Annotated in this window: 22 protein-coding genes; 7 read left to right on the top strand and 15 right to left on the bottom strand. The window is 68.0% G+C overall.

What is annotated here, in order from left to right:
• Positions 1–23: 23 nt before the first annotated feature.
• From ACFQU4_RS22310 to ACFQU4_RS22270, 9 genes are all read right to left on the bottom strand, one after another.
• Positions 24–425, bottom strand: a complete 402-nt coding sequence (locus tag ACFQU4_RS22310) for a metal-sulfur cluster assembly factor (protein ID WP_377496069.1) — start codon at positions 423–425, stop codon at positions 24–26.
• Positions 422–871 carry a Fe-S cluster assembly sulfur transfer protein SufU gene (sufU, locus tag ACFQU4_RS22305; protein ID WP_377496067.1) on the bottom strand — a complete coding sequence of 150 codons (450 nt, stop codon included), beginning with the start codon at positions 869–871 and terminating at the stop codon, positions 422–424. Before sufU ends, ACFQU4_RS22310 begins: the two co-directional genes overlap by 4 nt.
• Positions 868–2,130: an aminotransferase class V-fold PLP-dependent enzyme gene (locus ACFQU4_RS22300; protein ID WP_377496065.1), complete on the bottom strand. Its 1,263-nt coding sequence runs from the start codon at positions 2,128–2,130 to the stop codon at positions 868–870. The genes sufU and ACFQU4_RS22300 overlap by 4 nt, the downstream gene beginning before the upstream one ends.
• Positions 2,123–2,890: a Fe-S cluster assembly ATPase SufC gene (gene sufC / locus ACFQU4_RS22295; RefSeq protein ID WP_377496063.1), complete on the bottom strand. Its 768-nt coding sequence runs from the start codon at positions 2,888–2,890 to the stop codon at positions 2,123–2,125. The genes ACFQU4_RS22300 and sufC overlap by 8 nt, the downstream gene beginning before the upstream one ends.
• A gap of 21 nt (positions 2,891–2,911) precedes the next feature.
• Positions 2,912–3,241, bottom strand: a complete 330-nt coding sequence (locus ACFQU4_RS22290; protein WP_377496061.1) for a non-heme iron oxygenase ferredoxin subunit — start codon at positions 3,239–3,241, stop codon at positions 2,912–2,914.
• Positions 3,238–4,422, bottom strand: a complete 1,185-nt coding sequence (gene sufD, locus ACFQU4_RS22285; RefSeq protein WP_377496059.1) for a Fe-S cluster assembly protein SufD — start codon at positions 4,420–4,422, stop codon at positions 3,238–3,240. The genes ACFQU4_RS22290 and sufD overlap by 4 nt, the downstream gene beginning before the upstream one ends.
• Positions 4,423–4,480: 58 nt before the next feature.
• Complete coding sequence (sufB, locus tag ACFQU4_RS22280) at positions 4,481–5,932, bottom strand: Fe-S cluster assembly protein SufB (RefSeq protein ID WP_377496057.1); 1,452 nt, start codon at positions 5,930–5,932, stop codon at positions 4,481–4,483.
• Positions 5,929–6,606 carry a helix-turn-helix transcriptional regulator gene (locus tag ACFQU4_RS22275; RefSeq protein ID WP_377496055.1) on the bottom strand — a complete coding sequence of 226 codons (678 nt, stop codon included), beginning with the start codon at positions 6,604–6,606 and terminating at the stop codon, positions 5,929–5,931. The genes sufB and ACFQU4_RS22275 overlap by 4 nt, the downstream gene beginning before the upstream one ends.
• A 65-nt stretch (positions 6,607–6,671) precedes the next feature.
• Complete coding sequence (locus tag ACFQU4_RS22270; protein ID WP_377496053.1) at positions 6,672–7,553, bottom strand: LysR family transcriptional regulator; 882 nt, start codon at positions 7,551–7,553, stop codon at positions 6,672–6,674.
• Positions 7,554–7,631: 78 nt separating this feature from the next.
• On the opposite strand from ACFQU4_RS22270, the gene ACFQU4_RS22265 reads away from it, so the two are divergent.
• Together ACFQU4_RS22265 and ACFQU4_RS22260 are read left to right on the top strand one after the other, a co-directional pair.
• Positions 7,632–8,114: a hypothetical protein gene (locus ACFQU4_RS22265; protein ID WP_377496051.1), complete on the top strand. Its 483-nt coding sequence runs from the start codon at positions 7,632–7,634 to the stop codon at positions 8,112–8,114.
• Entirely contained in the window at positions 8,111–9,688 is a 1,578-nt protein-coding gene (locus tag ACFQU4_RS22260; RefSeq protein ID WP_377496049.1) for a multicopper oxidase family protein, read from the top strand. Before ACFQU4_RS22265 ends, ACFQU4_RS22260 begins: the two co-directional genes overlap by 4 nt.
• 26 nt (positions 9,689–9,714) lie before the next feature.
• On the opposite strand, the gene ACFQU4_RS22255 is transcribed toward ACFQU4_RS22260, so the two are convergent.
• From ACFQU4_RS22255 to ACFQU4_RS22230, 6 genes are all read right to left on the bottom strand, one after another.
• Entirely contained in the window at positions 9,715–10,692 is a 978-nt protein-coding gene (locus tag ACFQU4_RS22255) for a methyltransferase (protein WP_377496047.1), read from the bottom strand.
• Complete coding sequence (locus tag ACFQU4_RS22250) at positions 10,689–11,594, bottom strand: hypothetical protein (protein WP_377496045.1); 906 nt, start codon at positions 11,592–11,594, stop codon at positions 10,689–10,691. Before ACFQU4_RS22250 ends, ACFQU4_RS22255 begins: the two co-directional genes overlap by 4 nt.
• Before the next feature lie 41 nt (positions 11,595–11,635).
• Positions 11,636–12,073: a hypothetical protein gene (locus ACFQU4_RS22245; RefSeq protein WP_377496043.1), complete on the bottom strand. Its 438-nt coding sequence runs from the start codon at positions 12,071–12,073 to the stop codon at positions 11,636–11,638.
• 1,003 nt (positions 12,074–13,076) lie between these two features.
• Positions 13,077–13,499 (bottom strand): hypothetical protein, encoded by a 423-nt coding sequence (locus ACFQU4_RS22240; protein WP_377496041.1) that lies wholly within the window; start codon positions 13,497–13,499, stop codon positions 13,077–13,079.
• Positions 13,500–13,785: 286 nt separating this feature from the next.
• On the bottom strand, positions 13,786–16,704 hold the full coding sequence (locus ACFQU4_RS22235; protein WP_377496039.1) for an ATP-binding protein: 2,919 nt from the start codon (positions 16,702–16,704) through the stop codon (positions 13,786–13,788).
• 7 nt (positions 16,705–16,711) lie between these two features.
• A complete protein-coding gene (locus ACFQU4_RS22230) occupies positions 16,712–17,779 on the bottom strand; it encodes an ATP-dependent DNA ligase (protein ID WP_377496037.1) in 1,068 nt (355 codons plus the stop codon).
• Positions 17,780–17,821: 42 nt separating this feature from the next.
• Between ACFQU4_RS22230 and ACFQU4_RS22225 the strand changes: the two genes are divergently transcribed.
• The 5 genes from ACFQU4_RS22225 (at position 17,822) to ACFQU4_RS22205 (ending at position 22,979) form a co-directional block, all read left to right on the top strand.
• A complete protein-coding gene (locus ACFQU4_RS22225) occupies positions 17,822–18,538 on the top strand; it encodes an ABC transporter ATP-binding protein (RefSeq protein ID WP_377496035.1) in 717 nt (238 codons plus the stop codon).
• A complete protein-coding gene (locus ACFQU4_RS22220) occupies positions 18,535–19,296 on the top strand; it encodes an ABC transporter permease (RefSeq protein WP_377496033.1) in 762 nt (253 codons plus the stop codon). The genes ACFQU4_RS22225 and ACFQU4_RS22220 overlap by 4 nt, the downstream gene beginning before the upstream one ends.
• A 123-nt stretch (positions 19,297–19,419) precedes the next feature.
• Entirely contained in the window at positions 19,420–20,313 is an 894-nt protein-coding gene (locus ACFQU4_RS22215) for an aminoglycoside phosphotransferase family protein (protein WP_377496031.1), read from the top strand.
• 84 nt (positions 20,314–20,397) lie between these two features.
• Positions 20,398–21,864: a DUF222 domain-containing protein gene (locus tag ACFQU4_RS22210; RefSeq protein WP_377496029.1), complete on the top strand. Its 1,467-nt coding sequence runs from the start codon at positions 20,398–20,400 to the stop codon at positions 21,862–21,864.
• Between the two features lie 59 nt (positions 21,865–21,923).
• Positions 21,924–22,979, top strand: a complete 1,056-nt coding sequence (locus ACFQU4_RS22205) for a DUF4037 domain-containing protein (protein ID WP_377496027.1) — start codon at positions 21,924–21,926, stop codon at positions 22,977–22,979.
• The last annotated feature ends 65 nt before the right edge of the window (positions 22,980–23,044 follow it).

Raw genomic sequence — 23,044 nt, 5'->3', positions numbered from 1 at the left:
GCTCAGACAAGAATGGGCCCGGCTCAGACGTTGAAGCCGAGCGCGCGAAGCTGATCACGACCCTCGTCGGTGATCTTCTCCAGGCCCCACGGCGGCATCCAGACCCAGTTGATCCGCCAGTCGGTGACCAGACCCTCCAGCGCGGTGCCGGTCTGATCTTCGATCACGTCGGTCAGCGGACAGGCGGCCGACGTCAGCGTCATGTCGATGGTGAGCGAGCTGTCGTCCTCCAGCGTCAGGCCGTAGATCAGACCGAGGTCGACCACGTTGATGCCCAGCTCGGGGTCGACGACGTCCTTCAGTGCCTCGGTGAGGTCTTCCACGGTCGGCTTGCTGGTCGGTGCCGGGGGCTGCGCGGCGCCGGCCTGGCCGTCGCCGGGCAGGTCGACGTCCGGCAGTTCGTCGCGGATCTGCTGTTCGGTCATGACTTCTCCTCGCTCGCACGGGCTTGCAGCACCGCGTCCTTGAAGGCCGACCAGCCGAGCAGCGCGCACTTCACCCGGGCCGGGAACTTGGCCACGCCGGCGAACGCGATGCCGTCCTCCAGCCGATCTTCGTTCGGTTCGATCTCACCACGACCCTGCATGAGTTCCAAGAACTCCTGGTGCAGTTCCAGGCCGTCCGGGTACGGCTTGCCGATCACCAGATCGGCCATCACCGACGTCGCCGCCTGCGAGATCGAGCAGCCGACGCCGTCGTACGAGACGTCGGCGACCCGGTCGCCGTCCAGCTGCACGCGGAGGGTCACCTCGTCGCCGCAGCTGGGGTTCACGTGGTGCACCTCGCTGCCGTACGGCTCGCGCAGGCCGCTGTGATGCTTCTCCCGGTAGTGGTCCAGGATGATCTCCTGGTACATGTCCTCGACGTTCATGACCTACCACGACCAAAAAATCCGACGACATATTCCAGGGCGTCCACCAGGGCGTCGATCTCGGCCCTCGTGGTGTAGAGATAGCTCGACGCGCGGGTCGAGGACTGAACGCCGAACCGCTTGTGCAGCGGACGGGCGCAGTGGTGGCCGCCGCGCACGGCAACCCCCTTGCTGTCCAGCAACTGGCTGACATCGTGCGGGTGCACCTCGAGACCGCCGGCGTTCAGCGTGAACGAGATCGCCCCGCCACGATCGACCGGCTCGGTCGGGCCCAGGACGCGCAGGCCGGACACGGTGGCCAGGCCCTTCAGCGCGTACGCCGTGATCTCCTGCTCGTGCGCGGCCACCTTGTCCATCCCGACCGCGGTCAGGTAGCCGGCCGCGGCACCCAGCCCGACCGCCTGCGCGATCGGCGGCGTGCCGGCCTCGAACCGGTACGGCGGCGCCGCGAACGTCGAGCGCTCCAGCTCGACGACCTCGATCATCTCGCCACCGCCCAGGAACGGCGGCAGGGTCTCCAGCAGGTCGTAGCGGCCCCACAGAACGCCGATCCCGGTCGGCCCGAGCATCTTGTGCCCGGTGAACGCCACCAGGTCGGCTCCGGTCGCCGTGACGTCCACCGGCAGCTGCGGCACCGCCTGCGAGGCGTCCAGGACCAGCACGGCGCCGACCGCGTGGGCCAGCTCGGCGATCTTGGCCACCGGGTTGACCGTGCCCAGCACGTTGGAGACGTACGTCACCGAGACGATCTTGGTCCGCTCGTTGATCAAGCCCGACGCGGCCGCGCCGGCCAGGTCGAGCCGGCCCTCCTCGGTCACGTCGAACCAGCGCAGCGTGGCGCCGGTCCGCTCGGCCAGCAGCTGCCACGGGACGATGTTGGAGTGGTGCTCCATCACCGAGATCACGATCTCGTCGCCCGGTCCCAGCTTGGCGCCGAGCGTGTGCGCGCACAGGTTGAGCGCCTCGGACGCGTTCTTGGTGAAGATCACCTCGTCCGTCCGCGGCGCGCCGATGAAGCCGGCGATGATCCGCCGGGCTCCCTCGTACGCCTCGGTCGCCTCGGAGCCCAGCTGGTGCATCGCCCGGGCCACGTTGGCGTTGTGGTACAGGTAATGATCTTCGATCGCCTCGACCACACAGCGCGGCTTCTGCGAGGTGTTGGCCGAGTCGAGGTAGACCACGTCCCGACCCCCCACCTGGCGTTCCAGGATGGGGAAGTCGGCCCGGAGGTGGTCGACGTCGAACGCGAACTCAGACACTGGCCCGCGCGGCCTTCACGTAACGGTCGTAGCCCTCGGCCTCGAGCCGCTCGGCCAGTTCCGCGCCGCCCTGCTCGGCGACCCGGCCGGCGACGAAGACGTGCACGTGGTCCGGCTTGATGTAGCGCAGGATCCGCGTGTAGTGGGTGATCAGCAGCACGCCGCGGTCACCCTGCTCGCTGTAGCGGTTGACGCCGTCGGAGACGATCCGCAGCGCGTCGATGTCGAGGCCGGAGTCGGTCTCGTCCAAGATCGCGAACTTCGGGTTCAGCAGCTCCAGCTGGACGATCTCGTGCCGCTTCTTCTCGCCGCCGGAGAAGCCCTCGTTGAGGCTGCGGTTGGCCATCTCCGGGTCCATGTCGACCCGCTCCATGGCCGCGTTGACGTCCTTGGCCCAGGTGCGCAGCTTCGGCGCCTGGCCGTCGACCGCGGTCTTGGCGGTACGGAGGAAGTTGGACACCGAGACGCCGGGCACCTCGACCGGGTACTGCATGGCCAGGAACAGGCCGGCCCGGGCGCGCTCGTCGACGGACAGGCCGAGGATGTCCTCGCCGTCCAGCTTCACCGAGCCCTGGGTGATCGTGTACTTGGGGTGGCCCGCGATCGAGTAGGCCAGCGTGGACTTGCCGGAGCCGTTCGGTCCCATGATCGCGTGCGTCTCGCCGCTGTTGATCGTGAGATCGACACCTTTCAGGATCTCCTTGGTGCCGGCTTCGGTCTCGACCGTCACGTGCAGGTCGCGGATCTCGAGATTGGACATGGTGGCGCTGTGACTCCTGGTCTAGTTCGTTGCAGAGTTGGGATTGGTGACGTCGACCAGAACCTCGCCGTCGACGATCTTGCAGGGGTAGACGGCGACCGGTTCGGTCGCGGGCAGGCCGAGCGGCTCGCCGGACTTCAGCGAGAACCGGGACCCGTGCAGGTAGCACTCGATCTCGCCGTCGCCGACATCGCCCTCCGAGAGCGGGATCGCGGCGTGCGAGCACTCGTCGGCGATCGCGTAGTAGGCGCCGCCCGAGTGGACGATCGCCAGTTCGTGATCATCGACGTCGACCGGGATCGCGGACTCCGGTCCGACCTCGGCTGCCGAGCAGGCCCTGACGTAGTTCACGATGCCGCCGGCAGGCCGATGTTGATCGCGAGCTCCGCTTCCACCGCCTGCATCAGCTTGTCCTCGACGGCCGGGATGCCGATCTTGCGGATGATGTCGGCGAAGAAGCCGTGCACCACCAGGCGCCGGGCCTCGGCCTCGTCGATGCCGCGGCTGCGCAGGTAGAACAGCTGCTCGTCGTCGAACCGGCCGGTGGTGGCGGCGTGGCCGGCACCCGCGATCTCGCCGGTCTCGATCTCCAGGTTCGGCACCGCGTCCGCCCGGCAGCCGTCGGTCAGCACGAGGTTCTTGTTCGACTCGTACGTCTCGATGCCCTCGGCCGCCTTGCGGATCAGCACGTCGCCGATCCACACCGCGTGCGCGCCCTTCCCCTGCAGCGCGCCCTTGTAGTCGACGTTGCTGCGCGACTTCGGCGCGTTGTGATCGACGAACAGCCGGTGCTCCAGGTGCTGCCCGGCGTCGGCGAAGTACAGCCCGAGCAGCTCGGCGTCGCCACCGGTGCTCTCGTACGCGACGGAGGCGTTCATCCGGACCAGGTCGCCGCCGAACGAGATCGCGACGTGCCGCAGGGTCGCGTCCCGCCCGACCAGTCCGTGCTGCGAGGTGTGGTGCACCGCGTCGTCGGCCCAGTCCTGCACGCTGACCACGGTCAGCTGGGCGCCCTCACCGACGACGATCTCGATCACGTCGGCGACGGTCGCGCTGCCCTCGAACCGGAGCACGACGGTCGCCTTGGAGAACGGCTCGGCGACGATCACCGCATGCCCGGCGGACGCGGTCTCGGTGCTCGACCCGACGTGGGTGATCAACGCCGCGTCGGCCACCACGGCCTCCTTGGCGATCTTGATCACGGTCACCGTGTCGGCCGCCTGCCAGGCCCGCGCGCTGATCCGGTCCGCCGGCACGTAGCCGCTGGACCCGACCACCGCGTCGTCGGCCGGCACCTCGGTCACCGTGACGCCCTCGGGCAGCACGGTGTCGAGCTTGATCGAGCCGGTGCCGAACGGGGCGTCCTTGTGCAGGCCGCGGAGGCGCTTCAGCGGGGTGAACCGCCACACCTCCTCGAGCCCGGTCGGCACGGCATGATCATCGACCGCGAAGGACCCTTCCGGGTGCAGGTGGCTGGCCACCCGGTCGCTGGTCTCGACCGCACCAGCGACGTTCGGGGTTGTCGTCGTCACAGTTTCGCTTTCTGTCTTTGGTCTAGTGTCCTGAGCCTGTCGAAGGATCCGATCGGCGTCAGCCGACCGCGCCTTCCATCTGCAGCTCGATCAGCCGGTTCAGCTCGAGCGCGTACTCCATCGGCAGTTCGCGGGCGATCGGCTCGACGAAGCCGCGGACGATCAAGGCCATCGCCTCGTCCTCCTCCAGCCCGCGCGACATCAGGTAGAAGAGTTGATCTTCGCTCACCTTGGACACGGTCGCCTCGTGGGCCATCGAGACGTCGTCCTCGCGGATGTCGTTGTACGGGTACGTGTCGGAGCGGCTGATCTGATCGACCAGCAGCGCGTCGCACTTCACCACGGAGGCCGAGTGGTGCGCTCCGGCGTCCACCTGCACCAGCCCGCGGTACGACGCCCGGCCGCCGCCACGGGCGACCGACTTCGAGATGATCGAGGACGAGGTGTGCGGCGCGCAGTGCACCATCTTCGAGCCGGCGTCCTGGTGCTGGCCCTCACCGGCGAACGCGACCGACAGGGTCTCGCCGCGGGCGTGCTCGCCCATCAGGTAGACCGCCGGGTACTTCATGGTCACCTTCGAGCCGATGTTGCCGTCGACCCATTCCATCGTCGCGCCCTCTTCGCAGGTGGCGCGCTTGGTGACCAGGTTGTACACGTTGTTCGACCAGTTCTGGATCGTCGTGTAGCGGCACCGGGCGTTCTTCTTGACGACGATCTCCACCACCGCGGAGTGCAGCGAGTCGGAGGAGTAGATCGGCGCCGTGCAGCCCTCGACGTAGTGCACGTAGGCACCCTCGTCGACGATGATCAAGGTCCGCTCGAACTGGCCCATGTTCTCGGTGTTGATCCGGAAGTACGCCTGCAGCGGGATCTCCACGTGCACGCCCTTCGGCACGTAGATGAACGAGCCGCCGGACCAGACCGCCGTGTTCAGCGCGGCGAACTTGTTGTCGCCGACCGGGATCACGGTGCCGAAGTACTCCTGGAACAGTTCCGGGTACTCCTTCAGCGCGGTGTCGGTGTCGAGGAAGACGACGCCCTGCTTCTCCAGCTCCTCGTTGATCTTGTGGTAGACCACCTCGGACTCGTACTGGGCGGCGACGCCGGCCACCAGGCGGGCCTTCTCCGCCTCCGGGATGCCGAGCTTGTCGTAGGTGTTCTTGATGTCCTCGGGCAGGTCCTCCCAGCTGGCGGCCTGCTTCTCCGTGGAGCGGACGAAGTACTTGATGTTCTCGAAGTCGATGCCGGAGAGATCGGCGCCCCAGGCCGGCATCGGCTTGCGCCGGAACAGCTTGTGTCCCTTGAGCCGCAGGTTGAGCATCCAGTCCGGCTCGCTCTTCAGCCGGGAGATGTTCGCGACCACGTCATCGCTCAACCCGCGGCGCGCAGCAGAGCCGGCGGTGTCGGAGTCGGACCAGCCCCATTGGTATTTGCCCAGCGCCTCCAGGTGTTCCTCCTGGGTGTGACCGGTACCGACGGGACGGTTCGCGATGTCGGGGGTCTGCGTCATGAGTGAGACCTTTCGGTTGCGGTTTCGGTGGTGGCCTTCGGAATGTGGGTGGTGCAGACGCCGTCGCCGTGGGCGATCGTCGCCAGCCGTTGGACATGGACGCCGAGCAGCCGGGCGAACGCCCTGGTCTCGGCCTCGCAGAGTTCGGGGAACCGCTCGGCCACGTGCGCGACCGGGCAGTGGTGCTGGCACAGCTGCTCGCCGGCGCCGGCGGGACGGCTCGCCGCGACGTAGCCGTCGTCCGACAGCGCCGCGGCCAGTGCCTCGGCCGGCGTGACCTCCGGCCCGGACTGGGCCAGGATCCGCCCGTAGCGCTGCTCGGTCTCGGCGATCCGGGCGTCGGCGAACGCCGCCACCGCGTCCGGCCCGGCGTGCTCGCGCAGGTAGTCCAGCGCGGAGATCGCCAGCTCGTCGTACGCGGCGTAGAACTCCTGCCGGCCGGCATCGGTGAGCGCGAACACCTTGGCCGGGCGGCCGCGCCCGCGATGCCCGTACACGCGCTGTTCGCGGGCCTCGATCTGGCCCTGCTCGGTGAGCACGTCGAGATGGCGGCGAATGGCCGCCGCCGTAAGATCAAGGCGTTCGGCCAGCGCCGCCGCGGTCGACGGGCCGTACTCGAGAATCGAGGACGCGACCCGCTGCCTGGTCGAGGAATCAGCGTCCGCGTTTTTCACAACGCCAGTGTGCTCTTATTCCGCTCATGGATTCAAATAAGGGTCCACTAAGTGTCGCAGGCCACCTATTGCGGCAGCCGGAAGTGGCCGATCGCCCGGTCCCGGAACAGCCTGGCCGCGGCGGACAGGTAGGCACCGTCGCACCAGACCAGGCTGAGCGTCCGGTGACAGTCCGCGACGTCGAGCGAGGTCGGCACGACCGTGGCGCGCGGATCGGCGAAGCGGGCACTGCTCGGGCCGAACCCGACGCCGAGGCCGGCCCCGATCAGGTCGAGCATCACGGTCGGTTCGTTGCACTCACAACTCACCTCCGGCCGGATCCCGGCGTCGGCGAACAGGCGCTCGACCAGGGTCCGGAGCCAGTGCCCGGGCCGGCTGGTGATCAGCCGCTCACCGGCCAGCTCGGCCACCGGAACCCGAGCCTCGGCGGCCAGCCGATGACCCGCCGGCACCACCAGCAGCACCTCCTCCCGGATCAGCTCCCGGGCCCGCAGCGACGGGTCTGCCAGGGGTTGGGAGGCGAAGGCGAAGTCGAGCTGGCCGGCGCGCAGCCGGTCCGTCATGCCGCGCGGATCGGACTCGACCAGGCGCAGGTCGACGCCGGGATGATCACGAAGGAAGGCCGCGACGAGCGGAGTGAGCAGCCGCAGCGTCTCCGCGGCGACGGTCACCGTGCCGCGGTCGAGGCCGACGGCATCGGCAAGCTCGGCGCGGCCGCCGTCCAGCTCGGCGAGCGCCCGGTCGACCCGGCGCAGGTAGGCGGCACCGAAGCGATTCAGCCGCACCGCCCGACCCGTCCGGTCGAACAGCGGCGCGCCGAGGTCGTCCTCCAGACGTCGGATCACCCGGCTCAGCGCGGGCTGGGCGACGTGCAGCTGCTCGGCCGCGCGGCTGACGTGCTGCAGCCGGGCCACGGTCTGGAAATAGCGGAGGGTCAGCAGGTCCACGCTTATGACCTTTGTGTTATGAGTGTGTGGCTGAACTGGTCTTGGACGACATGACTCGAGGAACTTTAGCGTCGGGCCATGCAGAAGTCAGCCCCGCGCCGGGGCTCGTTGATCTTGGTCAGCCTCGGGCTGTTGCGAGTGGTCGCCACGGCGCACGGCCTGGCCGTCTTCGCCCAGCCGGTGTTCGCCGGCGCCTATCTCTCCGGCCAGTACGACCGGCTCGCCCTGCACGCGCTCGGCGCCGATCTGGTGTCCTATCTGGGTTACGGGCAGCTGGTGATCACGATCGTCTTGTTGATCATCGGCGGGCCGCGCTGGCCGTTGCCCGCGACCCTGCTGGTCGTGGCCGCCGAGACCGGGCAGTACGTCGCGGGCTTGGCCGGGGCGCTGGACCTGCACGTGCCGCTCGGCGTCGCGATCGTCGCCGGCAACGTCGTGCTGGTGATCAATCTCTGGCGGCCGCAGACGCGCGGGGTCTCTGTGTCGCAGCCTCTATCGGGGCCGGAGCCGGCGCCGGGAGAAGCGGCGCGGGGGTCCGCGGCGGACGGGATCGCGCGATGAGCGGGCGGTTGCCGCGGCGTCGATTCGTCGGGCTGGTGGCCGGGTCCGGAGCGGCGGTCGCGGCCGGGCTCGGCGGCGGGAAGCTGCTCGCCGCCGGGGCCGGGACCGGTGAGCTGTTGCACAGCCAGGTGCCGCTGCCCGCGCCGTACCGGCAACCGTTGCCGATCCCGCCGGTGCTGCAGCCGGTCGAGCGGCGACCCGATGCCGACGTGTACGAGATCACCCAGCGGGCCGCCACGGCGAAGATCATTCCCGGGCTGGAGACGCCGATCTGGGGCTATCAGGGGATCTTCCCCGGGCCGACCATCGAGTCCCGCAGCGGCCGGACGACGATCGTGCGGCACCGCAACGAACTGCCGGTGCCGACCGTGGTCCACCTGCACGGCGGCCACACGCCGCCGGCATCGGACGGCTATCCGACCGACCTGGTGCTGCCCGCCGACGGCAGCTGGTCGAGGGCCCGCCCGGGCCACCACGGAATGTCCGACCCGGAGGCCGTGATCAGCCAGGGCAGCTTCGACTACACGTATCCGCTGCGGCAGCGGGCCGCGACGCTGTGGTACCACGATCATCGGATGGACTTCACCGGCCCGGCCGTCTACCGCGGGCTGGCCGGCTTCCACCTGATCCGCGACGACGAGGAAGAGTCGCTGCCGCTTCCGTACGGGGGACGGGAGCTGCCGATCATGATCACCGACCGGGCGTTCGCCGAGGACGGGTCCTTCCGCTATCCGTCGATCGACCCCGGGCTACGAGTCATCCCAGGGGTCCAGGAGGACTACCTGGAAGGCGTCTTCGGCGACGTGATCCTGGTCAACGGGGCACCCTGGCCGGTGCACGAGGTCACCGCGACCCGGTACCGGCTGCGGATCCTCAACGGATCCAACGCACGCCGGTACGACCTCGCACTCGACCCACCCCCGCCGGGCGGCGCCGGACTGCTCCAGATCGGTTCCGATCATGGTCTGCTCGAAGCGCCGGTGGCTCATGATCAGCTGCCGATCGCGCCCGCCGAGCGGTACGACGTGGTGATCGACTTCGGACGCTATCCGGTCGGCACGGAGGTGGAGTTGATCAACCGCCTCGGCGAGGACGGCACGCGGCGGGTGATGCTGTTCCGGATCACCCGGACCGGAGTCGAGGACAGCCGGATCCCCGAACGGCTCAGTGAGATCGAGCCGCTGCACCGGTCCCAGGCGACGGCCGTCCGCGACTTCGCCTTCAGCTCGCGCCGGATGGCCGACGGCCACCACGCCTGGGTGATCGGCAACGAGCCCTTCTCGCCGACCCGGATCGACGCGGCGCCGAGACTCGGCGATGTCGAGATCTGGCGGTTCGTCGCCGACATGCACCACCCGATCCACCTGCACCTGGTCAACTTCCAGGTCCTGTCGCGCGGGAACGGTCCGCCGTCGCCCTTCGACGGCGGGCTCAAGGACACGGTCGATCTTCGTCCCGGTGAGACGGTCGAGGTGATCGCCCGGTTCTCCGGCTATCGCGGCCGGTACGTCTTCCACTGCCACAACGCCGAGCACGAGGACCTGGCGATGATGGCCAACTTCGCCGTCGTCTGAGCCTGGCCCGGAGGCCCGTCACGGGTTCAGTCCGGGATGAGTTCGGCCACCAGGCCGGCCGGTTGATCATGGAGTGCCCGTACGGCCAGCCCGGCCCGGGCCGCGAGGGCGGCGAACTCGTCCGGGCCGCGGACCCGGCCACCGAGCAGGACCAGTTCGACCTCGAGGCCGGACGGCTGATGATCGTCGTCCGCGACGGCGCCGCGCACCAGGACCCGCCCGGTCCGGCCCGCCGCCTCGGCGCAGCGGGTCAGGATCGCGGCGGCCTCCGGGTCCGGGAAGTCGTTGATGATGCTGGACAGCAGGTAGAGGTCGGCGCCCGCCGGCAGCGGGTCGAAGAAGCTCTGCGCCACGACCTCGCTCCGGTCGGCCAGTCCGGCCTCGGCCAGGACCTGTTCGGCACGGGCGGCGGTCGGCGGCAGCTCGACCAGGGTCCCGCGCAGCTCCGGCCGGGCCTTCAACAGTGCGGCGAGCTTGTAGCCCGCACCGCCACCCACATCGACGATCGTGCTCGCGCCGGCCCAGGCCTCCTCGGGCAGGATCCGAGGATCGGGCTCGCCGTGCCCGGCCGGCCCCATCATCGCGTCGAAATCCGCCGACAGTTCCGGGTGCGCGGCCAGGTCCTCCCAGAACGGCCGGCCGAACTTCTCCGCATAGACCGGCCGACCTTCCCGGACCGCGTCGGCAAGAGTCGTCCAGGCGTGCGCGAACCGACCGCCGACCCCGTCCAGGCCATAGCCGAGCCTGGCCCCGTCACCGCGCAACTGCTGTCCGGCCTCAGTCAGCGCGAACCAGCCGGGCCGTTCCTGCCGGAACAGGCCGCGACCGGCCAGATGCGCGAGCATCCTGCGCAGATAGGTGGCGTCGCAGCCCGCGGCGACGGCCAGGTCTTCCGACGATCGCGTACCGTCGGCCAGCAGTTCGGGTACGCCGAGCGTGATCACGACCCGGATCGCCCAGGGCGTCGCGAGATCGGCCAGTTCTTCAAGACTCGGAGCATTCATCGCGCCACCGCCCTTGCAAACCTGTCGAGCACGCCTGGCCACCAAGCGCGTTCATCCATTGCCTGAGAATCGATCCTGCCCAACTCGGACCGTACCTGTTCCACGTCCAGCAGATAACGGTCTACATCCGCCGGTCCACCGGTGGGCGGCACACTGAGCGCGGAGACGGAGATCAGCGATGCTGTGAAGGACTCGAGCCTCGAGTTCGCGAAGACCGCCGTAGGTCCCGACTGCACGTAGATTCCGCCGTTGCCCTCGGTGAACCACAGGAACGACTCGCCACTCGACCCAACACCGAACCGAGTCCCCACACGCTCGTCGCCGATCTTGAATTCCTCCATGTCAGCAAACGAAAAGATCGGGCGATCGGACTGAGGGATGTAGATCGATGAGATCGTCTTCAGTTCCTGCTCCGCGACTGAGCCGATGTCCGCAACGACGGAATCGGTCCGGCGGAACCAAACCTGAGCGTTCACTTTGGCTTCGTCGAGCAACTCGTCGACCTGCTTCGCGTCAAGGTCGGCATCGCGAGCGAACTCCTCCAGCAGGGCGATCTGCGCGACGATCTGTCTGTTCAGGTCAAGAAGAACCTCATCGTCAGCACCGAGTGCCCGAAGGATGAGGATCTCCCCGGTGAGGGGATCGAAATCTCCCATGATCAGTTCACGTCGGCGGATGGTCGCGACGTACTGCACGATCTCGGCCCGGGTATACGTATCGCCGAAGTGTCGCCGCGCTGCGACAATCAGAGCAGCCGCAAGTAGTTCCAGAAAGCCAGGAACTTCTCGCGTCAGGTGCTCACTCCCCCACCGGAGCCGCTCGAAGCCGCGGACAACTCCCTCGTAGTCGCCCGTCAGATAGGCCTTCAAGGTCGCGATGGTCTCTTCAGTGATGCGCACCACCGTGGCAGACTCCTGTCCGATTGCGGATCCCCGGCAGGAAGTTATCCGGCCTCAGGCAGGCCCTTGGCAAGTTCGAGTGACTCGCTGAGGAAGTCGTCGAGTTCATCGTCGGTGAGCGACTCTTCGACAACCATCGCCGCAAGCAGCGGACCGTAGTGGGTGCCCTTCTCGTAGGTGCTGATGTCGTCGACCGACCCCTCCGTGGCAGCGGCTGAGATCAACCGCTCCGCGGTGCGCGGATCGATGAGATCAGCCATTTCCTCGGTGCGCGATCGGAGCCTTGCCACAAAATCCACAATCTCGGACGTCCCTGCGTGACCGAATCTCTTCTCAGATGCCACAACGAAGGCGGCCACAAGCAATGCACCTCGTGCCTCCCTTTCGGGGGGCGTCAGCAATTCTCCACTGCGATCATATTCTGCGATATCCACTCTCAGGAACGCACGCAAGGATGCAACCACATCTTCCGTGAACTTCATGTATCTTCTCGACCCTTTCTCATTCTTTCCATTGCCTTCTTGGTCGCCTCGACCACGAACAGAATTGTCATCGACACGCTAGAAACAGCATCCCCAGCTTCCAACCCCGAGCTTGGAATATTTGGTTGACGGTGGTCCGGACTCGACCTGACTTCCGGATGACCTGTCGCGCGGGGACCCAAGGCCTTATCTACTGAGTTACCGACGGTAGAGGTCAGCTTATCAATAGAGCCGGCCTCATTTTTCAGCAGATCAAGGACCTTGTCGGCTCGACTCTTCTTCTCACTCTCAGGAATCCGATCGGGAGGCTTCGGCTGATCAATCGTCGGAATGAGCGGAGACGAGTCAGGCCCACGTCCTCCCGACCACACCTCTCTGCGCCTGGGCGCCTTATCCTCGGCATCTGCGTCCCTGCTGGCTACGCTCGGCCCGAGCAGGTCCGACGGGCGTCTCGCGCCGGTATCTCGGGCGGGAGCCTCGTCCAGCTCCGAATCAGTGGCAGCCCTTTCCTGCCCCGCAACGTTGGCACCGTCCGATCGGGCATGAGCTCGGTCGACGTTGGCCGATCCCTGCTCGACCCCCTGGCGTTTCTCGCCGGCTGGCCGAGGTTCGTCGACACTTGGACCATCCTGCGAGTGCCTGGTCCGCACCTCGTCCGGCAGGTGCCTCGGATCGACCGTCCGAGCGTCGGCACTGTCCCGAGTCTCCCCACCGGCGCCTGCAGCCGCGGAGCGCCTACGCTGACTCAGCGCCGCCAACAGGTCCTTGTCCTCATCATCCCGCAGCAGCTCCTTCACCCGCACCCGGCCGTCCGCACCCGAGCTATCAGCCGCAGCCCCGACCTGGTCAGCCGCCCGATCCCGACCGTCGGCGGCGCGTCGCGATTCATCCGGCTCCTCCGGATCCTTCCCGGGTCTGTCGAAAGCCAACGTCACCACCTTCTCCGATCGGTTGCCGACAACCCTGTCACGCAAGGAGGCCTCGGCGCGACCGTCTGGGCGGCCTAGATCTCGGGCGCATGATCAGCGTGACTGATCCAGCCGTCGCGGACGTCCGCGACGGTCATCCCGGGAACCAGGTCGATGTGGCCGGTGAATCCCTGGTCGGTCATCCAGAGCCGCCCCGAGAGCTGTCCGGACAACAAGGACAACACCCACACGGCCACCTCGGCGCACTGATCCGGATCACCATCGGTCAATACCGACTCGTCAAGGCGATCATGGAAGACTTGAAAGCTGGTCCCGCCCTCCCGCTTGATCTGAACCGTCAAGTTGTGCGGCCTCGAGTCCGGGTTGGTGAGAATCGGAACCTCGGAACCCCAGTTGTGTCGTGCCCCGGCGACGAACACCTCCGACTCGACACGAAATGCACCGTCCGGCGAAAAGATGGTCATGGAGCTACTCATCCGAATCTCCTTCCTGGTCAAGTCTCTACCCGAATTTCAAGATCAACATCAGGACCCAAGATCCCGACTGCCCCTGGTACCGAGATAGTTCGCGGCCTTCTCGGTGCTCGTCACCAACCGCAATTTGGCAATGGGGTTGTTATCGTCCTTGATCACCGATCTATAGCGGTCCATCTCGTCGTCGAAGCCGCACCTCAGCAACGTTCTGGACCACTGGCGGTCGTTCGCCCCGGTACAGGCTCAACCCAGGCTTCTCGACGTACTTCGCTTCAACGGGTCGCCCTCTCGATCGGGCTCCTCCGGATCGCTACCGGGCCGATCGAACGCCACGTCCAGCCCTCTCGGAGTCTCCGCTGACCAGGTCGTACAGGCCGATCGTCGCGAAATGTGCGAGCGGCCAACGGCAGACGACGAACGCGTTCAGCATCGCGCCGAGGCGCTGGTCCCAGCCGGGGTGGTTCGGCGGCACTCCGACCGCTGCGGCGATTGGCGGCTCGGGATGATCGCCGAGCGTGATCAGTCGCAACTCACGGCGGTTCCGCTGGTCGGTGTCCACCCAGGAGGTGACTGTCAGGAACTGCTCCAGGACGGTTCGGCCGGGGATCGACCGACCCGTATCGCGCTCCCACGCCTCGCTGTCGGGATGGCGCCCGGCCTCGGGATGATCACGATGCATGCGGGCCAGGCGATCACGGATCACGGTCCAGCGGTACGGCAGCGCGATCCACTCCGGCTCGTGGCGGATGTGGTGCCCGCCGGTGCTGATCATGGCCCGCAGGGTCGAGCTGACATGATCGGCGAACGGTGCAGGACTGATCCGATCGGAGATCCCGGTTGACCTGGAGGCCACCGCGTCATCCACCGCATGTGCGATCGCGCAGTCGCGGGTGCGGGGATCCATGCGCTGGAAGGATTCGAGCAGGGGATCGTCCGGCACCGGAACGGTTCTGCCGATCAGGTGGGCTACGACGGCGAGCTCGGACCACAGGGCCAGGTGCGGGACGCGGCGCAGGGTGCGGCCGGCTGCGATGATCTGCCTGGTCGTGCACGGCTCCTTCTGGCACGCTCGGCCGCAGGTGATGCTCCGCGAGGAGATCAGTGGCGCAGCGTCCGCCGGTGCAACCGACGGATCCTCCAGCCCGGTGCCGTCGGGCATCGCTGCCAGCACCGGGTAGTCCATGCCGTCGGTGAAGACCGCGGCCTGCCCTGGCGGCAACGTCACCAGGTAGTCGGACTGTGCCTCGGTCAGGTTCATGGTGGCGCCGACCGCGTCCCGGTCGTCCTGGGCCGGGAGCCGGTGGACGATCTTGACGGCGGTGTTCTTGATCACGTCCGGTAACAGCTTGGACGGGATCTGCTCGGCGATGATCAAGCCCTCGCCGTACGCGCGAATCTCGGCAAGGAGGCCGGCGAACATCTCAACGGCGTGGGCCGCCGGTCCCTCGGTGGCGTTGCGAAGCAGGCGGTGCGCCTCCTCGAACACGCTCAGATGCCGTAGCCCGCTCGGTGCACCGTTGTACTTCTGATCAAGTCGGAGGTGTTCGACCAGGCGGATCAGGACCGTACCCATCAGGAACGCCTTGTCCCGGTCGTCGCCGACGTCTTCGATCTCGAAGACGACGTTGGACCGCAGCAGAGCATCCAGGTCGAGCTGGTGCCCGCCCTCCAGGAATCGGCCAGTGGTGCCGAGCCGCAGGCTGGACAGCCGGACCGCAATGAAGCCGCGTACGTTGTCGGTGATCTCCTGGCTGTAGCCGATGTCATCGACCACTGCAGCCGCGGTCTGCTGAAGATCACCGAGCGTCGGATAACGGGGCGCAACTCCAGGTGTGTCCGATTCCCCGAGCGCAAGGTCCCAACCGAGGCCCTGGTAGCTCTGGGTCAGCGCTGTGCTCAGGACCTGCGGAAACGGCTCGTCCGCTTCGAACGCGGCCAGGAACAACGCACGGACAAGATCAAGATGAGTCTGCAGGGGGAAGCGATGCCCGGCCTTGTCGACGGCAGGTTCAAGGGGATTCAAGCCGGCGGGCGGCTGGTCCGGGTCACCGGGCCGGATCGCCATCACCGGCTGGCCGATGTCCTTCAACCGCGACGCCATGAGGCGGTACTCGGCCTTGGCCGGTTCGATCACCAGCCACGGGATCCCTTGCTTCGTGGCGGTCGCCAGCAGTCCACGCACGGTCTGCGACTTGCCGGCGCCGGTCGCGCCGCAGACGAAGGTGTGTCGGTTCAAGCTCTGCAGCGGCAGCGTCAGATCCCCGGCGGCTCGCCGATGGCTGTCGAGGACCGTACCCAGCCGGACGCCCGGCTGCCCGCCGGAGTCGGCCACGGGTTCGGTGGCGACGTCGAACGTCGGCGACAGCCGGAAGTGCAGGCCAGGGACTTCGGTCGCAGGAGGTGCGGCTATCGCTGCGAGGAATCGAGAGCTGACATACGTCGCCGGTTCCGCTGATTGATCCAGTACGGAATCAAGATCACCGGCGGTGCGCGCCGGTACGAGCGTGTACGGCAACTGGTCGAGGTCGGCCGAGGCGCAGACGAGAGCGGCGATCCGCCGGGCGCCCTCGGCCGAGTTGCTGCCGGCTGCGTAACGTACCCGCCACAGCCCATTGGTCATCGCCAACGACAATTCGCGGTGCCGCCGCCTGAGCTGCTCCGCAGTCACCGTGTATTCCGGCGACGCGCCAGACCGAGCAGCCGTCCGCCGCAGTTCGTTGCTCACGCCGGCGATCGCTTCCTCCAGCTCGTCACCAGCGACCGGTTCGGCGATCGCGAGCCAGGTGAACGGCTCGTGCCAAACCTGCAGCAGGCAGTCCTCGAGCGATGGCGGCCGGTCTCCGCTGCGAGTTTGGCGATCGGGTGGACGATCGACAACCGGGTCGACCGCGATGCCGATCGATGCCCAGAACGGGAACTCCCGCAACGTCCGGTCCAGAGCGCCCGGATCCGTCGCCGTCCCGCGGCCGCCGGTCGGAATCGTGACGGAGACCTGGCCGGACTCGTAGATCGGCGACACGAGGTCCGCTCCGGCGACGTGCACCTCAACCGGACCGTCGGACGCAAGACGATGCCAGCACATGGCCAGCGGCCCCGGGCCTGCGTGGTAGGCCGAAGTGATCGCGGCCTCGCGGCGCTCCAGGTCCGCCGGCGAGTCGGATTGCCGTGGCGGTCGCGGCACCTCCGTCAGCCGGCAGGAGACCAGCTCCCTCAGGCCGTCGAAGCCCATCGCTCACTCAGCCGTTCAGGATGTCGCCGAGGTCGAACTTCACGGGCTCTTCGAGTTGCTCGTACGTGCACGAGCGCGGTTCCCGGTCCGGACGCCAGCGGTTGAACTGGGCCGTGTGCCGGAACCGGACGCCCTCCATGTGCTCGTACCGCACCTCCACCACGAGCTCGGGCCGCAGCGGGGTGAAGGAGAGGTCCTTGCCGCCACTCCACCGGCTACCTTCGGCGTTGCGCGGCGTCCGGGTGCCTTCCTCCTGCTTCGCCCAGGCCCACGGATGATCATCGAACGTGGTCACCAGCGGCTGCAGTTCGGCGAACAGTTCCTTGCGCCGGGCGGCTGGAAAGGCGCCGATCACGCCGACCGAGGCCAGCGTCCCCTCGTCGTTGAACAGGCCGAGCAGCAGCGAGCCGATCGCGTCGTCGCCGCTCTTGTGGGTCCGGTAGCCGGCCACCACGCAGTCCGCGGTCCGCTCGTGTTTGATCTTGAACATGACCCGCTTGTCCGGCTGGTAGGTCACCTCCAATCCCTTGGCCACAACGCCATCCAGGCCGGCCCCTTCGAACTGGGTGAACCACTCCTGGGCCAGCTCCGGATCCCTCGTCACCGGGGTCAGATGGATCGTGCCGGCCGCGCCGGCCAGCGCCTGCTCCAGCGCGGCTCGGCGCTCGGTGAAGGGGCGGTCGGTGTAGTCCTCGTCGCCCAGTGCGATCAGGTCGAAGGCCACGAAGTGCGCCGGAGTCTGCCCCGACAGCAGCTTGACCCGGCTCGCCGCCGGATGGATCCGCTGCTGCAGCAGATCGAAGTTCAGCCGGTCGCCGGACTCGCTGATCACGATCAGTTCGCCGTCGATCACGGCCCGCTCCGGGAAGTTGGCCTTGACCGCCTCGACCACCTCGGGGAAGTAGCGGGTCATCGGCCGCTCGTTGCGGCTGCCGATCTCCACCTCGTCGCCGTCGCGGAAGATGATCGAGCGGAAGCCGTCCCACTTCGGCTCGTAACTGAAATCGCCGGCCGGGATCTGCTTGACCGACTTGGCCAGCATCGGCTTGACCGGCGGTTGCACAGGGAGGTCCATGTCGACACGCTAACCGAATCCGGGCGCCGTAGGATCGCTTCCGTGCCCGAGCCGGATCCCGCCCTGTCGATCGACGGGCTGTCGGTACGACTCGGCGGCCGCACCATCCTGTCCGAGGTTGAGTTGCGGGTCGAACCCGGGCGGCTGACCGCGCTGCTCGGGCCGAACGGGGCCGGCAAGACCACGCTGATCCGGTGCTGTACCGGCCTGATCACGCCCGACGGCGGGCGGATCTCGGTGCTGGGCGCGGCACCGGGGACACCGACGGCACTGGCCGGGGTCGGCATGATGCCGCAGAGCACGGGCGCCTGGTCCGGGGTGCGCCCCGGCGAGTTGTTGCGCTATCTGAGCAGCCTGTACGGCGAGCCGCTCGACCCGGCGGCCCTGCAGGCCAGGCTGGGCATCGACGCGTACGCCCGGATCCCGTACCGGCGGTTGTCCGGCGGTCAGCAGCAGGCGGTCAACCTGGCCGGCGCCCTGATCGGCCGGCCGAAGTTGATCTTCCTCGACGAACCGACCGCCGGGATGGATCCGCACGCCCGCCGGGCGACCTGGGGTCTGCTCCGCGAACTCCGTACCGCCGGGGTGGCGATTCTGCTGACCACGCACGCGATGGAGGAGGCAGAGGCGCTGGCCGACCACGTGTCGATCCTGGACGGAGGCGTGATCAAGATCGCCGGTACGGTGGCGGAGCTGACCGCCGACGGCGCCAGCCTGGAGGAGATCTTCCTGTCGTCGACGCATCCGGGAACGCCATGACCAGCCTCGACTTCACTCCCGCCCCTGCCGTCGCCCCGGCCTCCCGCCGGGTCCTGCAGCACGCGATGATCGAGGCGAAGCTGCTGGTCCGCAACGGCGAGCAACTGCTGCTGGCCCTGGTCATCCCGGTCGGCGTCATGATCATCGGGCGGATCGTCGGCGGACCGTTCGGCGACCTCGGCAGCCTGGTGCCGTCGGTGCTCGGGCTGGCGGTCTTCTCCAGCGCGTTCACGTCGGTGGCGATCGCGACCGGCTTCGAGCGGCGGTACGGCGTGCTGGAACGGCTCGCCGCCACCCCGCTCGGCCGGTCCGGACTGCTGGCCGGCAAGACCCTGGCCGTGATCATGATCGTGGTCGGGCAGCTGATCGTGATCTCCGTGGTCGGGCTGCTGGTCGGCTGGCGGCCGCAGTTCGGTCCGGTGTCCGCACTCGCCGGGCTGGTGATCATGATCCTGGCCATCGCCACGTTCAGTTGCCTGGCCCTGCTGCTGGCCGGGCGGCTGCGCGCCGAGGCGACCCTCGGTCTGGCGAACCTGCTCTACCTGATCTTCGCCGCCGCCGGTGGTCTGGTCGTCCCGGTGGACAGCTACCCCGCGATCCTGCGCCCCGTCCTCCCGTTCCTGCCCACCGCCGCCCTCGGCGAGGGACTGCGAGCCGCCTCGGTCGGTACGGCCCTGTGGTGGCCGGTGCTGGTGCTGGCGGGCTGGTTGGTGATCAGCGGGCTAGCCGCCCGCGCCACCTTCCGCTGGACCTCCTGAGTGGACGCACCCGATCCGGTGCGGCCCGTCTTGGCGCGGTGCCCGAGTGTTTCGGATGCCCTGCGGGCGGCGCGCTGACGAACGGGCTTCGTTCAGTGCCCGGGTTGGACCACGCTGGGGCTCATGAGCGAAAGGCCGGATCCCCCGGTTCTCCAGTGGGCCCTCACAGCTGCCGAGAGCACCGCCGTCATCGAAGCAGTGAGCCTCCAACCCGTGACCCGCGCCGCGGGCACGTTCCGCCTGCGGATGATCGACAGAACAGGACGGACTCCCCGTGATTTCGTCCTGAAGGTGCCAGTGCCCGGCGAGGTTGATGCGAGCATGATCGGCACCAACGCACGCGCCCTGCAGGTTGCCGCCAGCCATGTGCTCAGCGCTCCGGAGTTGATCGCTGCTGATCTTGCCGGCGAAGCGGCCGGCGCGCCGGCGACGCTCGAGACCTGGCTTCCTGGCAACTCCAAGCTTCCCGCGACGTTGCACCCTCGCCTCCTGGAACAGGCAGGCGCCGCGATCGCCACAGCACACCTGATCACTCTCTCGCCGAGCCCGGACCTCCCGTACCGTCCCCGGCCGGTCGCGGTCGACGACTTCGCCGCGGACAGACGAGAACAGCGGATGCCGACGACGCCACTGCTACAGGAAGCCGATCAGCTGGTGCGCGCCCACGGCGTACCGGGCGCGGAATCGGTCTTGGTGCACGGCGACGCGCACCCGGGAAACATGCTGTGGAGCGAAACCGGCACCGCTCTGATCGACTGGAAGACCGCAGGCGTCGGCGATCCCGGCGTGGACCTGGGCGACCTCCGATTCCAAGCAGTCCTGCGCTACGGCCTCGAGGCAGCCCAACCGGTCCTCGAAGGATGGGAACGTCAGGCCGGCCGCAGGGCGACCTCCGTCGCCTATTGGGACGCCGTCGCCGCACTGAACACCCCGACTGACTTCGAGGGCTGGCACCAGGTCGAGGTGATCACTCGACGGCGCGAAGAATTCCTCCGATCAGCGCTGGCGCGCCTCTGAACCTGATCCGGCGGTGAACGAGCTGATCCCTTGAATACAAGGGATTCCCTTGTATTCGAACAAATATTCGAATACAATCTGATCATGACGACGACCAGCCTGGACACCGCGACTCCGGTCGGTGCCGCGGTCCGGGATACCCGCACGTCGGTAGCCGAGTTGGTGGCGGCGGTGCGGCAGGGCGGTCTTGATCATCACGATCCGGCCGGGCTGGTCGAGCTGCTGGACGAGGTCGAGACGCTGCGGAACCGCCTACTGGCCGTTGACGCGGAGCTGGTCGCTGCCTGTCGGGATGCGGGGGTTCCGGAACGGGAATGTCAACGCTCGATGGCCAAGGTGCTGGAGCGGCGGTTCCTGATCGGGCCACAAGAGGCCGTGCGGCGAGTGCGGGCAGCCGAGGCGGTCGGGCCGCGGAAGTCGATGACCGGACTGCCGCTCCCCCGGTTGCGCCCGGCGGTCGGGGAAGCCATGGCGGCCGGGGCGATCACCGGCGAGCAGACCATGATCGTGAACCAGACCCTGGAGCACCTGGACCAGGCCCGGGTCGATCCGGTGAACGTGGAGCTGGTCGAGACAGAACTGGTCGCCCACTGCCGCAGGTTCGGACCACGCGAATTGCGACAGGTGAGCCGCAGCTACCTCGACGCGTACGACCCAGACGACACCGAGCCCGACGAACAGCTCGATCTCGACCGGCGGCACTTCCGGATGCGGTCCACCGCCTCGGGCGCGCTGACCGGAGAGTTCCGGCTCACCGCCGAGACCGCGGTCAAGGTCCGGGCCGTCCTGGAGCCCCTCGCCCATCCACGCATCGACAACGCCGCCGGCGTGGGCGCGGTGGACCCGCGGAATCACGAGCAACGGTTGCACGACGCGGTCGACGAGGTGTTCGCCCGGATGCTGCGCGCCGGTGAGCTACCCGAGACCGGCGGCATTCCCGCCACCGTACTGATCACCACCGACGCGGACGACCTGATCACTCGGGTCAGCCCCGGCGCCCGCGGCACCTGGCAGACCGGTGTGCAAGACCAACCGACGACCGGTCGCCTCGACGAACAAGATCATCCCGCTGAGGCCCCCACCTACCGACGGGCCCGGCGGGGTCACGGCACCGCCGGGGACGGCACGCTCCTGTCGGTGGCGCAGGTCCTGCGACTGGCCGGCGAAGCCGAGATCTACCCGATCGCTCTCACCAGCCACGGGATCCCGCTCGAACTCGGCCGGACCCGCCGGATCGCCACCAAGCACCAGACCATAGCCCTGGTCGCCCGCGATGGCGGCTGCTCCTTCCCCGGCTGCGACCGGGCACCCGCCTGGTGCGAACGGCACCACGTCATCCGCTGGGCCGACGGCGGCGAAACCGTGCTCGGCAACCTGACGCTGTTGTGCCTCTACCACCACCGCAACTTCCTGGACCGCGGCTGGCAGGTCAAGATCGATGATCAAGGACTCCCCGCCTGGATCCCACCCAGGTACGTCGACCCGGAACAGAAACCCATGATCAACAACCGGATCCTGGCCAGGATCCGACAACACCCCCTGCTCACCTGACGAGGCCCGCGGCGACAATTCGCTCGCGCCGCGACCGGGGCCGCACTAGCGTCGACCAGATGGCAGCGTTCGTTAAGGGGTTGGAACTGGCGCACGGCTTCTACGAGGACGTCGTGGCGCCGCTGATCGACCGTCCGCATACGGCATGCCTGATCGGTGAGGGCTCCGAGGTGCTCGGGTACGACACCGAACGGTCCACCGATCACGAGTGGGGACCGCGACTCCAGCTCTTCCTCGCCACCGAGGACGTCGCACCGGTGCGCGAGCGGGTCCAGTCCGGGCTGCCGTCGCACTACCGGGATCGGCCCACCCGCTGGTATTCCCTCGACGCCGGCAAGGAGGCGCACCATCTCGAGATCGGTACGCTCACCGACTGGCTCGCCCGCCGCCTTCCCACGATCACCACCGAGAGCCCCGACACCGCGGCCTGGCTGAGCCTCCCGCAGCAGCACCTTCTGCAACTCACCGCCGGCCGGGTCTTCCGCGACGACCTCGGCGAGCTGACCCGGCTGCGCAAGGCCCACCGGTGGTATCCGGACGACGTCTGGCGTTGGATTCTCGCGGCACAGTGGTACCTGATCGGCAGCCAGGCGCCCTTCCTGGGCCGCGCCACCGAGCTCGGTGATCTTCGCGGCGCCCGGCTGATCACCGCGCGACTGTGCCGGTTGATCATGGAGTTGGCGTTCCTCCAGGAGCGTCACTACCGGCCGTACGACAAGTGGTTCAGTCGTGCCTTCGACGACCTGGAAGCGGCCCGCGAACTCGGCCCGATGCTCGATCGGGCCATGACCGAACCGCCGGCCGGCCGGGCCGACGATCCCGTACTCGAAGCGTTGATCCTGGTCGGCCGGCAGCAGAACGAACTCGGCCTGCCCAAGCCGGTGCCACTCCGAATCGCGCCGTTCGAGGTCGGCGTCAACGACGCCGTCCGGCCCTATCCGGTGCTGAACTCGGCCGCCTTGATCGACTCCGTCATCGAGTCCATCGCCGATCCGGAGCTGCGTGAGCTGCCCCGCGTCGGCGCCATCGACCAGCTCACCCACGCCGATGACGTGTTGATCAACTTCACCCGCTGGCCCGAACTGCTCGCCGAAAACTTCCGCACCCAGACCTGAGCCCCTCTCCACCCACCGATCCACCACCGACAGCCGCGACCGTTCCACTCATCCGCGACTGGTGC

It is taken from the genome of Microlunatus sp. GCM10028923, from assembly GCF_042666975.1.
Classification (GTDB): Bacteria; Actinomycetota; Actinomycetes; order Propionibacteriales; family Propionibacteriaceae; genus Microlunatus.
Note: the sequence above shows the minus strand (reverse complement) of the source record. Positions and strands in the feature narration are given on the sequence as shown.